Below are 15,026 nucleotides of genomic sequence, written 5' to 3' on the forward strand. Positions count from 1 at the left end.
TTTAAATAATCTGATTGGTATTAGATGAAAATTTAATCTCTGAAGCAAAAGAAAAATCACCCAGTAAAATGCATTACATTTGTGATAGATTAGAAGATCTTCAGAACTGCCACCATAAATTTAACATTATTATAACATCAGTTTTTTTTGGTACTTTGACAATCAACAAATGATAAATATATCTGCTATTTTAAAAGGCATGTTAATGCCTAATGGTATTATGATTTCTTCAAATTATGACATTACATGGCAACAAGTTGATAATGGCCAATTAAGAGGGTTAGATTTTTTAAAAGATGGTATTCGGGCATTTGATTTTGATAACAATGAACTAAATAAATTATTAGAAAAAGACTTCACTAATGTTGCTCGATACCCTCACGCTATTGGAGGGTATAAATTAGCACAACTCGGAGAACTTCTATCTCACCCGAGCAGGTATTCATCTTATGAGTCTATATTAGATGCAAATGCAGTGAGGGCTACATCATTTCTTGATGTATTCTCTCCGACTTAACTTCCTAGATTCGCATAAAAAGTGATTTAGTGAAAGTATAAATATACTCTTAATTGAGTATATTTATACTAAGTTTTGAATATCAAAATACACCTCTTTTAATACATCTTCATGAAACCAGCTTTTCCCAGCAAACCGCCCTGCGATATGAATATTATCAAAAGCTTGAGACAAGTCGTCATAATTTTTTTTAACCGCAGTATTAAATTCAAATGTAGGTACAGGAAATGTGTGATGTATAATTTGTTTATGTTGATTGATTATATTTGAACTTTCATCAACTAAACCAATGTTAACTAACTCTTCATACATTTCATTTAATGTAATTTCTTCAGCTTCTTCAGGCTTGCATAGTGCTTCAATCGATACTCTATACAGTGATTTTTCATCCGGTTTTTGCATATTTGGGTAAAGTGTAACTCTAAAGCCTTTAAATTCTTGATCCCAATTCCATACATAATGTGATTCTGTATTTAATAATGGCTTATCGACTTGATAATGGAATATACATGCACTTTTAAATAATAGATTTCTTTGCTTTACCTCTATTTTTGCAGCTTTTAAGGCTAGGATAGGCGGTACAGTCCAAAATAAATAATCACAATCTATTATCTCTCCAGAACTTCCTAATTCAATAGATGAAATAAGCTTTTCTTGGTAGTTAATTGTTTTTATATATTTTTCAGTTAATAACGTTACACCTTTACTTTTCGCCTGTTTTATAAGGTGATCAACCCAATAACCCACCCCGCCTCTTTTTGGATAATAATTTGTTCTTTGAGGAGTTTTATCTTCACGAATTCGTTCTTCAAAATCAGCTTCGTTGTGATAGGCCAACTTGTCATCAAAGGCAGGAATTTCTTTTAATTTTTTACTTACAATCGGGTCTAGTGCCAATAATCGAGATAATCCAAAGTAACTTACCGATGAATTAGTTACCAAAGTTGATAAATCCACATCTGAACCGTACAACTTTCCTGCTATAGGAGCTACAACTTCTGTAGTAAAAGTAGGTCCTAGAGTTTCAATCAAAAAAGTAACAATATCTTCAGCACTACTTTGCTCAGTTAAAGATAGCAACTCAATTATACCTTTCTGATAAACTTCAGAAGGTAAGTTACGTACATCTAGCATTTGGTTTATAAGATTCCATTTACCGGTAAAGTAATTACCTGAGCGAAGCTTACCAAGATCATGCCAATGTAAATTTCGTTCATCTTCTCTTCCAAATAAAATATCATCAATTTCTGGTATCATTGTAGTATTAGGAACATGTGTTCCCTGATCAAAAGTGACTCCCCCATCTAAAGAAATAGATTTAAGGAGACCACCTAACTGGGACTCTTTTTCTATCAGAATAACGTTTTCAAATTTATCCGCTAATAAAATAGAAGCAAATAACCCACAAATACCACCACCGGCAATAATACAGTTCTTTTTTTGTACAGTATTATTTCTCATATACTCAATCCTATTTAAGACTTGGAATCAATTTTTTCAACAATAACATGATATTCTGCATGATTATTTTGATCCTCAAAAAATACTTCTATTTCTTGCTTAAGCTTAACGCTTAATATTTTCCAACCTTTGTTAGAAAAAAGTTTACGAATATCTTCTAATCCTAAAAAACATAGCTGACCTGCTCCTATCAAAGAACCTTTACTAATTTCGGTAACTAAACGTGTATTTTCATCATAGATACCTGAAACAGCACTAGTGTGGGTATCAGCGTAAGGGGTAAATAGCATTCTACCTCCTAACTTTAATACTCGATTTGCTTCTCTAAGGGTATCTATCAATAGTGGGTAAGGCGTACAGGTTAATGAACCTCTATCTATAATAAGATCAACTGAATTATCTTTCTGTGGTAAACAAGTAAAATCTGCACAAGTAAGCTCACCAATTAACCCTTCTGACTTAAAACGTTTTATTGCCACATTAATAGCTTTTTCTGCTCCATCAACTCCTGAAACTATAAACCCTTCATTTGCACAAAACCATAAATTACAACCTGTACCGCAGCCTAATTCTAAAATATGGGTTTCATTTCGTGGTTTGTTTGGTTTATTCCGAAAAACAAAACTAACAACACTATCCCATGGATATCTATTTTCTTGCCCATTTTCATATATATCATTCCAGGTAGGGTCAAATGAAAGCATTCTCTTTTTCTACTCCTAATAGTTTATAAAGCTCAGTTTACACTTAATATTTTTACTAACCAGTTAATAATGAAAGAATATTACTCCAATCATCGAAGCTAGTCCCCATTGTTGCATGTACCATTTCATGCAGTACAACTTCATCTAAAGCTAGCCCATTTGGATCTCCCTCAGGTAAATTTGAGGCATTAAAATCATCTAAATCAATAACCATAACTTGATTGAATGCACCTATACCCGCAATACTCTGAGCTTGAACATAAGCAGCTGTGCCACCAGCTCCATCAACTTGCTCTAAATCAATTTTAAGTGTTTGTCCTTTTCCATCAATCCCAAACTGTTCAAAAATAATTTTTTCAGATTCTCTTAACCAAGATGAGGCTAAACCATTAATCATATCCCTTTCAACAATATCAACCAAACGTCCATCACCCATATCAAATAACTTTTGGCTACCAAAGCGAGTAGTATCATTAATTCGGTTTATTTCTAATTTTAATTGGTCAACTTCTTCTTGGATTGATGCCCTATCACTTCTACTGTAGGTACCATTTGCTGCTTGGAGGGAAAGATCTCTTATCCTATGTAAGTTTGCAGTCACTTCAGATAATACACCTTCTGCTGTCTGTGCCATCGAAATACCATCATTTGCATTTCTAATGGCCACCGCATTACCATTTATTTTAGCTGTGATCCTGTGAGATAACTGCATGCCTGCAGCATCATCTTCGGCATTATTAATTCTCAGACCTGAACTTAATCTTTCAATCGAATTTGAAGTAGCATTAGTCACAGAAGTTAATTGCCTCTGAGTAAATAATGAACTTAAATTAGTAGAAACTGATAGCACATTGATACTCGATAACTAATATTTGTTATATTAGTTATCGGTATTTCAAATTAAAACTTTAATGGGTAGGGAAGTTATTTCTGAGAGTTAATCCAATCAAGTACTAGGTTAGAATATTCTTGCTTCATTACATTCATGTAGTCACATAAATACTTTAATGAACTTGTTGCATACTCATCACGAATAGTTTGATTTCTAATAAAGTGCATTTTACCAACAATCACTGTCTGCAAATAATTTAAGCTTCCAATCAACATCCTACAAATAAAGACATTTTCTTCTTTTCCAACTTTAACTGTGCTGTAGTATTGAAAGTTAAAGTGCTCCATCAACTGATGCTGAGTAACAGTTACATCCCCTAATTTAGGGTCAACTATTTTATCCATTAATTTAAATAGCTCTTGACTAAACTCTGTTACTTTTTCACATAGCACTTTAAATTCAATGATTGATGAGCAATTTAAATTGGCTAATGCTTTTTTAATGTCAGGTAATTTATTTGAACTGAACCTACAGTCTTCAACTTTCAATGGTATAGCTCTATCAATTTTTGCCCCATTTGAACAATTAAAACAATTTAAATGTGCATTCTCAGGCTTTCTAAGTGAGTGTTCCATTGTATGTCTAGACCAATCAAAAATCATATTTGAAAATACAGTGTCCTCAAAATTGCCAGGTACTGTTTTATCTTTATTATAGCTATTTGAAAAATCGGGTAAAGAGTCGTCTTCTTTAAAATAAATACTCTCTTTAGAATGATGGTAATCTGAGTCAATATACCCAAGATCGACACCATGGAGGAATATCTTTGAGAAACCTAATTTGATTGCAAATGCTAATGCTGCATTTGAGACTGTAGGGTTCGAATCAAACAAATGTAAATATTTATTAAATTCATTTTGCCCTAATGCCGTTCTCATTAATTCTGTACCACCATCATTTGGTTTAAAATAAGTATATACATCCCCAAATAAATCCATAACAATTGGTGAAACAGTGTTCATAGTTATAAGTGTTATCTTTTTATAATATTCATCATCATTAATTACTGATACATATTTAAATAAACCTTCAGTACGTTCTATTTCAAAATGAAAATCAGGTGTGAGCCCTGCTTTATACAATGGCATTAAGGCACTACCACCTGAAAATAAATAATACTTATCTCTATTTGCTTTTAAAAAATCAATATTGCTATCTAATGATGGTCCGTTTGCGCATATAAAAACAGGTTTATCCGTAATATCGGTATCTAATAACACATCCGCAGGTAAAAACTTCCTATTATCTCTAATATTTTTCATTGTATGAATAGAGGAGATGATTTCATCTTCAAAAAAACCGAATCCATTATAAAAATTACTTACATTGTCAAAAAACCGTGTAAGGGCCTCATTCGTAACTCCACTTTCATAGTGTCTATAAACGGGGAATGAGCCAGCTCTAAATAGACCTCTTTCAAATAGTTGTTTATGAATACTTTCAATAAAAAATTCAGGTTGAGAGCCTATTTCTAAAGTTATGCCTTTATTTTTTTGTGTGAAATGTTCAAATATTTTACGATAATCAACTGTATGTAATGAAGCGTAAAATAAATCATTATTTGGTTCATAAATAAACAAATGTTGTATGTTTTTATTAACTAATTGCTCTAAATGATACCCTAAGCCCACTCCTATTATAGATAAAACTGGAAAGCAACTTGGGGATTCATACTTTTTAGAGAATGCCTTAGCAATATACTCATCGCCATTTGCAGCAACAGCAGCAACTAACTTAGGATGTTTAAATACTTGATTGGGAAGCTCAGCTTCTTCACTATTAATAGTGTAAACACTATTTACGGTGCAGCTGAAAAAATTATTAAATTGCTCATTACATATTTTTTGAGGATCTCCATCATAAATAAATCCTCCTGGGTAAGCGGCATTCAAAATGCCATCAGGTGTAAGCTCTAATCCATGAGTTTTAGGTTTGTATTCTAAAAAGCGATTGTAAAATGCAGGAAAATACTCTTTTAACGCAAGTAGATTTTGATACAAGGTATAAGATAGAACTGTTTTTAGCTGCTCTTTTGATTCTTCTGCTGTTCTTTTTTCTGACATAAAAACTCCTAATTCTTCGAAATCGAAAAATGAAGAGAAAACTTAATTTTTCGATGTAAATCCTGGTAAGTTATCCAACTGAGTTGTTAAATAATCACCTGTTGCTTTTAATTGCGCAACTAATAAATCCATAGATAAAAACTGTGAATATAGCCTATCTTTTAAGGTCGATAATTTTTTCTCATTTTTAACTTGTTCTTCATCCCAACGTACATTTGATTCTTCTAATCCTGTAATCCGTTGGTCAATTAAACCACCAAATTTACGGTATTCAGATACAACATCATTTAACTTTCGACCTATGCCTTCAGAGGAGGCGAATATTTCACTTAAATCATCAAAGTTAGTATGTACTGAATCCTTTAATTCTTTTGCATCAAGCTCTAAAGATCCATCTTTCTTTGTTGAAATACCCATCATAGATAAACTAAATACATTACCATCTTCTAATTTTACTGGAGTGGATAACGCAGTTCTTATCTGATTCATCATAGTTCTGACAGTACTATCACCAACTAATGTACCAGCGGTATCTAAATCAACATTGACATCAGATGCTTCCTCTACAGAAACAACTACTTTATTAAAAGCCTCAATAAACTCAGTTAGGCGAGTAACTATACTTTCTTCATCTTTACTTATTGAAAATTTATCCTTTTCTCCTGCAGTATGCGTGCCAGTTACTGTAATTACCGCACCAGCAACAACAGAATCAAAGCTATTTGTATCACTATTAACAGTTAAAAAATTATCTACTTTAATTGAAGCATCTTGAGCTGTATTTTGTAAAGTAAAAGTATCATCAGGCGCACCATTGTAATTTAACCGAGATAAACCTGAACCATCGGTAATATCACCATCAATATCGGTAACTGTGATTGCTATATCATTTCCAGCCCCTGTTTTTGTTCCTGTTAAAGTTAAATGCTGACCATCATCTGCAGTTAATATTGAAGCAGTTACTAGTCCATTGCTTGCATCACTGATTTTTGCTTTTACAGCTTCTAAATCATCTGTCGCTGATATTTCTACTTTAAATGTTTCACTGCCAACGGTAAAATCCATTGTACCTTCACCTACAGGATCTCCTTCAGTAAAGCCTATTGATGTCATTTTGTGAGCGGCCGCTAATTGTAAAACTTCAATATCATAATCCCCTGTTACTGAAGCGGAACCAGCTTCAACAGTAAATTTAGATGAACTAGTATCTACAATGCGTTCGTTAAAAGTAAAAGGGAGTTTTAGATCAAATAAAATATCATCTAATTCTGACATAGCGCTTTTAATATTGCCAAAGGAAGATATTTTTGCTGTATTAACTTCTTGTGCCTTATCTTTTTTTTTATCAAAAGGAACGCGTTCAGCATCAACTAAACTTTTAACAATACTATTAACATCTAACCCAGATCCTAACCCTGGTGATGAAATTGAGCTCATATTTCCCCCTTAAAATAACTTTAAAATGTAAAAAATTACAAGTTAAATTTTTTCATTAACTAATATACCTGATGCCTTAGAAAGGTTTGTAATTATGCCAAGTAGTTCCTCTGAAGGAAATTGTTTAATTAAATCTCCAGATTCACCATCTAATACTTTTACAACATCACGTCCTGATTCTTGATGTGTCTCAAATTTTATAGATTTATTAAGACCACCAACAAACTCCTGCAATTTTACTGCCAATTCTTCAAGTTGTTCTTTAGATATTGATTCTGTTTTATTTATGTCTATAAAATCAGAGGGTATTTTCTTATTTTCTATTTGTTCTATTTGTTCTATTTGTTTTATGTTTTCTGTTGGTTTATTAGAGTTTTCAGCAACTAAGTTTTTGTCTGGTTTCACCAAAGCATTTAGCACATCATTCAATTGTGGTGGTGCTGTATTTATATTATTCATTATAGCTCTCCTACTATAGTAGAGTATAAAACGAAAAATGGAGCTAGGTAAAACCTAGCTCCTCTTATTTTACCGAATTGTTTGGAAGTTAATTTAAATATTAACCTAATAAACTTAATGCTGCCTGTGGTAACTGATTTGACTGCGCTAAAATAGAAGTACCAGCTTGTTGCAATATTTGATTTTTTGTCATTTCAGCTGTCGCTGTTGCAAAATCAGTATCTCTAATTTGTGAACGTGATGCTGACGCATTATTACTTACATTCTGAAGGTTTGACACTGTAGAGTCTAAACGATTTTGTACCGCACCTAACTGTGCTCTTTGTGTATCAATCTGTGCCAAAGCCCCATCGATAACATCAACTGACATTTGAGCACCTATTGCAGTACTTACGTCCACATCATCAATTGTTTCAATTGTTGATAATCCAGTTGCAGTAATATTACTTTCTGATGATCTCATTTCAAAATCATCATTTGCTGTTGTTCTTACAGTTCCAACAAAACTAACTTCACTTGTTGCACCAGACATTGCAGCAGTACCACCAGTACCTAATAATGTAAAAGTAGCTAATGTTTGTGTTGCATCTGTAATATCACCTTCATAATCATGTGAATTTGAAGATATTGATAAACTACTCGCATTTTGTGCACCAGCACCTGATATCGCTAAGTTAGAGATTTGTACATTATCTCCAGCTTCACTCACCATTACTAACTCTCCTTCAGCTGATATACTTGCAGAAACACCAGTTTTTCCTGTTTCTGCATTAATCGCATTTGCAATTGAGCTAAGATCTTCGGTGTTGGTGATATCTGCTTTTATAGTTGGTGCTGCAATTGATTCGTCAGTATTTGCCCCTCGTAAATCAAAAGTAATTGAAGTTGTACCACTCACATTACCTGAAACATTTTGAGATGAAAAATCAAGTGATACTATAGTACGAGCATCAGCTTCTACTCCTGTTGTTTTAGTTGCACGATTAACAGCATCTTGAACATCCACAGCTGTACCCGAACCAGCCATAGTTGCTGTTGCAGAGCCCTGAGATCCAAGGATAGAAACTGTTTGAGTAGTTCCCGCTGAACCTAAAAACCCATGATGAGTAGTCGCATTACAAGTTGCAATACCACCTAGTCCAGTTGCACCAGTAGTAACTGCCAAGGCTTGTCCATCATTTAATGAAAAAGTTTGAGCGCCAATATCATTAGCACCAAACGAGCCTAAACTGATATTAATAGTTTCAAATGCTTTTGCGCCAACTTGCATAGAATTAGAACCAAATGAGCCATCTAATAATTTTCTGTCACCAAAAGAGGTTGTTTCAGCAATACGATCTAGTTCACTTTGTAACTGGCCAACTTCTTCTTGTATTGCAGATCTATCTGAATTTGAATATGTACCATTTGATGCTTGTAATGCTAAATCTCGCATACGGTGTAAAATATTTGTACTTTCTTGTAATGCGCCCTCTGCAGTTTGCGCTAAAGATACACCATCGTTTGCATTTCGTGCAGCAACACCTAAACCATTTATCTGAGATGTTAATCGATTTGAAATTTGTAGACCAGCTGCATCATCTTTTGCACTATTGATACGAAGACCTGAAGACAAGCGTTCCATTGTAGTTGATACTGCTTTTTGAGTTTGCCCCAACTGACGCTGTGCATTCAGGGATGTTGCATTCGTTTGAATTGATAAAGCCATAATATTTCTCCTAAATACTCCACAGTTGGAGCTGAATTTCTATGATTACAGTCTCTATTACGGCAGATGTTTTTTTTTCTTTAATTTATTTTAGAAAAATATTTGATTTATTTATAAATGCAGATGTTGGAGGTTTAAAGTAAATAAGCTATAAAGCTTAGGGATATCCATAAAATGAAGCAGTAAAGGTTACTGCTTCATAAGGACCATTAAAAAGACTAACCACCCAATAAGGATAACGCAGCCTGCGGCAACTGATTAGCTTGAGCAAGTATAGAGGTACCTGCTTGTTGTAAAATTTGATTTTTTGTCATTGTTGCTGTTTCAATAGCAAAATCGGTATCTCTAATACGACTACGAGAACCAGATGCATTTTCTGATACATTTTGTAAATTAGATATTGTAGAATCTAAACGATTTTGTACAGCACCTAATTGCGCTCTTTGCGTATCTATTTGAGCTAATGCACCATCAATCACATCAACCGCCATTTGAGCACCTATTGCTGTACCTACATTTAAATCTTCGATATTCTCTAATTGGGATAAACCACCGCCGGTTAACTCAGCTTGACTAGATTGAATACCAAAATCATCGTTACCAGTAGTTCTGATCGTTCCAACAAAATTAATTTCATTTGTTGTTGTAGACATAGCAGTCGCTGCACCCGTACCTACTAAGGTCATTGATTGTAAAGTTTGAGTCGGATCAGAGATATCACCTTCATAATCATGAGAATTTGCTGATACAGATAAGCTACTTGCATTAGCTGCCCCTCCACCTGAAATAGTGAAAGTTGAAATTTGTATATTATCACCACTTTCACTGGTTAACACTAACTCCCCTTCAGCTGATAATTGAGCTGAAATCCCTGTTTCATTTGCATTATTATTAATAGCAATCGCAATTGAACTCAAATCTTCTGTATTAGTAAAAGATGCCTTTATTGTCGGAGCTGCAACTGATTCATCCGTATTACTGCCCCGTAACCCAAAAGTAATGGTTGTTTCAGCTGTCACATTTCCTGTCAAATTATCTGATGAAAAATCTAATGATATAACTGTTCGAGCATCAGCTTCTACACCCGTTTTTGTTGTCGCACGATTGATTGCATCTTGTACATCAACGGCTGTACCTGAAGCTGTAATAGTGGCTGTTGCAGAGCCTTGCGTTCCTAAGATACTCACTGCTTGCACAGTACCCGCTGAACCTAAGAAAGCATGTTGAGTTGCGGCGCCAGAGAAAGCAATACCACCTAAACCTGTTGCTCCAGTAGTAGTACCTAATGTTTGACCTGCATTCATACTAAATGACTGCGCACCAATATCTTCAGAAGCAAAGGAGCCCATGCTTACATTAATCGTTTCAAATGATTTAGCACCTACTTGGAAGCTTTCAGAGCCAAATGAGCCATCTAGTAATTTACGATCACCAAATGACGTTGTTTCTGATATACGATCAAGCTCTGCTTGTAACTGGCTAACTTCCTCTTGGATTGCTGCACGATCTGAATTTGAATAAGTACCATTTGCAGATTGTAGTGCTAAGTCACGCATACGGTGAAGTATATTAGTACTTTCTTGCAATGCGCCTTCAGCTGTTTGTGCCATAGAAATACCATCATTTGCATTTCGTACAGCTACATTTAAACCGTTAATTTGTGATGTTAAACGGTTTGATATTTGCAGACCTGCTGCATCATCTTTTGCACTATTAATTCTTAAACCTGATGACAAACGTTGCATAGATGTTTGCAACATATCGGTCGATTTATTTAAGTTACGCTGGCCATTTAGCGACGCAACATTTGTATTTACACTTAAAGCCATGATTAGAAATCCTCTTTTTGGTCCTACTATGGTTAAAGCAACCAATATGCCAACAATCACTTATTAAACAAAAAAATATAATGAACACATCAACATAAAAAAATAAACCATTAAATATCAGCACCTTAAAATAAATCTCAGTACGGTGAAATAGTGAGTTTTGATTATAAATAAAGCTATTTAGCTTATAATTTATTCTTAACGGTTAAGCCTTGCCGATCGATACAATTTATTGCCGCTTTAAATTTTTAGAAATAAAAGTCAATATTTTGGAGTGTTTTAGTCAATTGAGAGAAGTGTTTTTCAGAAACTTAAAACACAAAAAGTGACTGATTAGTCACTTTTGGATGTCCTATACATTTTTATAAATAATTAAATAGACTTAGATTTTGAATTTTTGCAAAGCTTTGTTGGCTAGCTTGGAGTCCCGTAATTGAAGTTTGAAGATTATTCATCGCTGCATAAATATCAACATCTTCAAGCATTGATAAATTTTTTGTTAATACATCTTTAAATTGGTCAACCGCTAACGCTTCATTAGAGATGGTATTTAACCTAGCGCCTATTTGTGATCGAATATTATCAACATTAGTAAATACATTTTTTAATTCATCTTGTATTGTACCAATCACTTCGGCTCTACGAGTATTTTCAGGTCTATCTAAACGAACAGTTTCACCAACAATCTCAGCTCCTGAAACTGTAATTTCAATGCCGTTAAACTCAATAGATGTTCCAGCTGGATTATAAGCTTGAGCAGGCACCGCATTACTAATGACAGTTAAAGGGATCGTAGATCGATCAACTTCATCAACTTGGATCTGACCTGGTGCAGGAAAGGAAATTTGAAAATCGGCTAGATTATGATTCTCAGGTTTTTTTAGTTCACCTCCACCAACACTAATATTAGATCCTGCGTTAGCACTTCCAGTATAAACAGTACCTAAAATTTGCGTCGCTTCAATCGCTTGGCCTATAACCCACATCATATTTTTTTCAGGTGATGTAGCTGAATCTTGAGCCATTACAAATTGATCACCTACTACTGGCGGATTATTGACATCTGTTTTTACAGATATGCCCTGAAATGTAATTTCGTCTCCCGCAGTATAAGTATGAGGTCCTTCAACAACAGTACCTGATTGCGTATCAACTGCTTGCCAAGTTAATGGCGCGCCTACAAATTGTAAATCAAAGGTACTCGCTGGCGCGGTAGGTTGGGCAAACTCTGTTGGATCTGTAATTAATCCAACAGATACTTGCGCACCACTCACAGCCGGAGCAGCTGCATTAAAATGACCGTACTTAGAAGATACATTATCTACAAAGCTACTTCCGGGATCATTTACTGGTACTTGATATGAAGCTGCTATCAATACCTCTCTTTGCCCATCGTCACCTTGATATTGTGCATACCCAAAGGTATCTTCTGTATAAGGAATTTGATCTGTTTTATATCCTGAGTAAAAATAATCGCCATTAGCATTTCTAGAATTTGTTAAAGATAATAATTCATCATATTTAACTTGTAATTCCTCGCCAATCGCTTGTAATGAATTACTATCCAAAGAACCATTGACTGATTGAACCAAGAGCTCTTCAATACGATACAGAACATTAGTCATTGATTGTAAATTAGACTCACCCGATACATTAAATCGTTCAGCTGTATCCTGTGTTTTAATATAGCGTTCTGAAACATCTATTTCTTTTTTTAATTTGATAATTGAGTTAGAAGCAACAGGATCATCAGAAGGTCTTAAAATTTGCTTTCCTGTCGATAGCTCTTCTTGAGCACGATCTAAATCAGCTTGCCTAGTTTGCATACTAAATAAACTACGATCATAAAAATTTTGAGTACCAATTCGCATAATTTATTTCCTATCTCACTGCTTGTAATAATGTGTCAAAAATTTCATTTGCAACTGAAATAATTCGAGCTGAGGCCCCATAAGCCTGTTGATAGCGAATCAAATTTGCTGCTTCTTCATCAAGGTTCACTCCCGATATTGCAGCCATTCTTTCTTCAGCACCAGCTAACAGAGTTTGAAAAGAATCAGCACTTATTTTACCACTTTGTGTAGTTACGCCAACAAAAGTTACAAGCTCCGCATATGACTCAGAAAAAGTATTTGTTCCACCATCTAAAGTTTTTTTGTTTTGATAATTCAGCATACCCAAAGCATTTGTATTATCACCTTGACCAAACTGTTTTTTATCAAATGGTGGTGCCCCATCTTGGTTTGTTATTGTAAAAACTTCATTTCCTGCTAGGTTACCTTTTAGCTCCACTCTCATTCCAGGCACATCTATTATTTGATCTGCTGGTATATTAAATGGCCCACCAGCTGGAGCTACTAAAGGTGTGCCAGCTGAATCTTGAATACTATATTGCGTACCAGTAGGATCTACGACTATTTGAATTTGAGGATCTAATGGTGGTGGAAAATTCACTTCATTAGGAAAGTTTGTATCAGCTTGATTTGATATTTCATATAAATCAAGTGCAACATTATTTGGGTTAGTTGTTGCAGCCGTTTCTAGATAATTATCTGCTGCTGCAACTAAGTTTGGATCTTCTATTTCAAGGTTAATATCTCGTGCACCAGTATAAGTAGGTCTAATTAAAAACTTATCTCCAACTGCAAGGTTATTATTTGAAATATTAATATCAATCCCTGTTCCTGGGATTTCCATTCTGGTATTTGTAGGCGGTGACATCGCAGTAATATCAGCAGGCGTAAAAGTTACTAAGGTATTATTATCTTGATCCGATACAACTAAATTACCACCGAGATCTACTTGCATTGAATAGTCTTGGTTAGTTAATAAAGAAGTATTATTAATATTAACTGAAAAGTCTGATACAGCTGGGTTTTTAGTTGAATTTAATGTACGAGATAATGCCAATTGTGGATCATTGATATCTTTAAATAAATTAGTACCTTCATCACCATTAAGATCTCGGCCTAAAGATTGCTGACGGTTAAATGTATCCGCATAAGCAATTGACATTTTTCCCATATCTCTGATTGATGGTAATAAAAGATCGTCCCTTATTTTAATGATCCCACCTAAAGAACCACCTTGAATTTGCTCTGTTACTATGGATTTATTAGGCGCACCTGGCGTTGGAGAGATACCTATTTCTAATGTACTAGTATCAAATTCATTCCTTTCAACAGATAATGGAATTGCAAATGTGCCTGTTATTAATGTTAAACCTGTGCCAATTGTTAGATTAATTGTTCCATCAGGTAATTCTAAAGAATTAACCTCAGAATATTCACTTAATTGACTTACTAATAGGTCTCTTTTATCTAATAAATCATTTGGTGGAAAACCACTTTCAGCCACTGAAGACGCAACTGCAATTTCTCCATTTAGTTGTGCTATACGGCTGCTAATTTCATTCATAGCAGCAACGGTTGTTTCTATTTCTTGGTTAATATTACCAAGATGCTGCTGCTCGACTTCTGTGAACATATTATTAAATCGTTTTGCTGTAGATTCTGCGGTGCTTAAGAATACGTTTCTTGCAGAAACTATTGTAGGCTCTTCAGTCACACCATTAACAGCATCAAACATATCTTCAATACTTTTAGTTATACCTGTATCTGTGTCTGCCAAAAAATTATCTAGACGACCCGCATTAACGGTCATTGATTTATTTAAATTGTATTGACTTTGATTATAGAGTACTTCAGAAAATGAAAACTCATTAAAAGCACGAGAAATTGATGATATCTGTGTACCATTACCTAAGAAAACACCACCAAATGGAATACCAACTGTAGATTTTTGCTCAACAGTCTGTCTATTGAAGCCTTTGGTATTGGCATTAGCAATATTATGCCCAGTGGTATCGAGGCCTTTTTGCGCCGCAGCTAATCCAGACACCCCTGTTGATAAAATACCAAACCCCATAGCCTACAACTCCAAAAATTACTTAAATG

11 protein-coding genes and 1 pseudogene are annotated in these 15,026 nt (G+C 34.4%); 1 reads left to right on the top strand and 11 read right to left on the bottom strand.

The window, feature by feature from the left end; translation table 11 throughout:
* Positions 1-169 precede the first annotated feature (169 nt).
* Positions 170-517, top strand: coding sequence for a hypothetical protein (locus CJF42_RS06450; protein WP_095365890.1), 348 nt, complete (start codon positions 170-172; stop codon positions 515-517).
* Between the two features lie 63 nt (positions 518-580).
* Here the strand turns inward: CJF42_RS06450 and CJF42_RS06455 are convergent, their stop codons facing one another.
* The 11 genes and pseudogenes from CJF42_RS06455 to flgK form a co-directional block, all read right to left on the bottom strand.
* The gene (locus CJF42_RS06455) at positions 581-1,978 is read right to left on the bottom strand and encodes an NAD(P)-binding protein (RefSeq protein ID WP_095365891.1); all 1,398 of its coding nucleotides are present in this window, start codon (positions 1,976-1,978) and stop codon (positions 581-583) included.
* A 14-nt stretch (positions 1,979-1,992) separates the two neighbouring features.
* Positions 1,993-2,682, bottom strand: coding sequence for a class I SAM-dependent methyltransferase (locus CJF42_RS06460; protein WP_095365892.1), 690 nt, complete (start codon positions 2,680-2,682; stop codon positions 1,993-1,995).
* A 55-nt stretch (positions 2,683-2,737) separates the two neighbouring features.
* Positions 2,738-3,532 carry a flagellin N-terminal helical domain-containing protein gene (locus CJF42_RS06465; protein ID WP_095365893.1) on the bottom strand — a complete coding sequence of 265 codons (795 nt, stop codon included), beginning with the start codon at positions 3,530-3,532 and terminating at the stop codon, positions 2,738-2,740.
* 74 nt (positions 3,533-3,606) lie between these two features.
* Positions 3,607-5,637 (bottom strand): motility associated factor glycosyltransferase family protein, encoded by a 2,031-nt coding sequence (locus tag CJF42_RS06470; RefSeq protein ID WP_095365894.1) that lies wholly within the window; start codon positions 5,635-5,637, stop codon positions 3,607-3,609.
* Between the two features lie 42 nt (positions 5,638-5,679).
* The gene (gene fliD / locus CJF42_RS06475) at positions 5,680-7,074 is read right to left on the bottom strand and encodes a flagellar filament capping protein FliD (RefSeq protein ID WP_095365895.1); all 1,395 of its coding nucleotides are present in this window, start codon (positions 7,072-7,074) and stop codon (positions 5,680-5,682) included.
* Positions 7,075-7,116: 42 nt separating this feature from the next.
* Complete coding sequence (locus CJF42_RS06480) at positions 7,117-7,533, bottom strand: flagellar protein FlaG (protein ID WP_095365896.1); 417 nt, start codon at positions 7,531-7,533, stop codon at positions 7,117-7,119.
* Between the two features lie 100 nt (positions 7,534-7,633).
* Entirely contained in the window at positions 7,634-9,241 is a 1,608-nt protein-coding gene (locus tag CJF42_RS29030) for a flagellin N-terminal helical domain-containing protein (RefSeq protein ID WP_095365897.1), read from the bottom strand.
* A 218-nt stretch (positions 9,242-9,459) separates the two neighbouring features.
* A complete protein-coding gene (locus CJF42_RS29500; protein WP_502694776.1) occupies positions 9,460-9,927 on the bottom strand; it encodes a flagellin in 468 nt (155 codons plus the stop codon).
* A 147-nt stretch (positions 9,928-10,074) separates the two neighbouring features.
* Positions 10,075-11,070, bottom strand: a pseudogene (locus CJF42_RS29505) (flagellin N-terminal helical domain-containing protein); the annotation flags it as partial.
* Between the two features lie 362 nt (positions 11,071-11,432).
* Positions 11,433-12,941, bottom strand: coding sequence for a flagellar hook-associated protein FlgL (gene flgL, locus CJF42_RS06495; RefSeq protein ID WP_095365899.1), 1,509 nt, complete (start codon positions 12,939-12,941; stop codon positions 11,433-11,435).
* 10 nt (positions 12,942-12,951) lie between these two features.
* Complete coding sequence (flgK, locus tag CJF42_RS06500) at positions 12,952-14,997, bottom strand: flagellar hook-associated protein FlgK (RefSeq protein WP_095365900.1); 2,046 nt, start codon at positions 14,995-14,997, stop codon at positions 12,952-12,954.
* Positions 14,998-15,026: the final 29 nt, after the last annotated feature.

Source organism: Pseudoalteromonas sp. NBT06-2 (genome assembly GCF_002276045.1).
Taxonomy (GTDB): Bacteria; Pseudomonadota; Gammaproteobacteria; order Enterobacterales; family Alteromonadaceae; genus Pseudoalteromonas.

Excerpts from the sequence above, each read along its gene's own strand:
- CJF42_RS06460 (WP_095365892.1), bottom strand. The coding sequence starts at position 2,682 with ATGCTTTCATTTGACCCTACCTGGAATGATATATATGAAAATGGGCAA.
- CJF42_RS06470 (WP_095365894.1), bottom strand. The coding sequence starts at position 5,637 with ATGTCAGAAAAAAGAACAGCAGAAGAATCAAAAGAGCAGCTAAAAACA.
- CJF42_RS06450 (WP_095365890.1), top strand. The coding sequence starts at position 170 with ATGATAAATATATCTGCTATTTTAAAAGGCATGTTAATGCCTAATGGT.
- fliD (WP_095365895.1), bottom strand. The coding sequence starts at position 7,074 with ATGAGCTCAATTTCATCACCAGGGTTAGGATCTGGGTTAGATGTTAAT.
- CJF42_RS06455 (WP_095365891.1), bottom strand. The coding sequence starts at position 1,978 with ATGAGAAATAATACTGTACAAAAAAAGAACTGTATTATTGCCGGTGGT.
- CJF42_RS06480 (WP_095365896.1), bottom strand. The coding sequence starts at position 7,533 with ATGAATAATATAAATACAGCACCACCACAATTGAATGATGTGCTAAAT.
- flgL (WP_095365899.1), bottom strand. The coding sequence starts at position 12,941 with ATGCGAATTGGTACTCAAAATTTTTATGATCGTAGTTTATTTAGTATG.
- flgK (WP_095365900.1), bottom strand. The coding sequence starts at position 14,997 with ATGGGGTTTGGTATTTTATCAACAGGGGTGTCTGGATTAGCTGCGGCG.
- CJF42_RS29500 (WP_502694776.1), bottom strand. The coding sequence starts at position 9,927 with ATGACCTTAGTAGGTACGGGTGCAGCGACTGCTATGTCTACAACAACA.
- CJF42_RS29030 (WP_095365897.1), bottom strand. The coding sequence starts at position 9,241 with ATGGCTTTATCAATTCAAACGAATGCAACATCCCTGAATGCACAGCGT.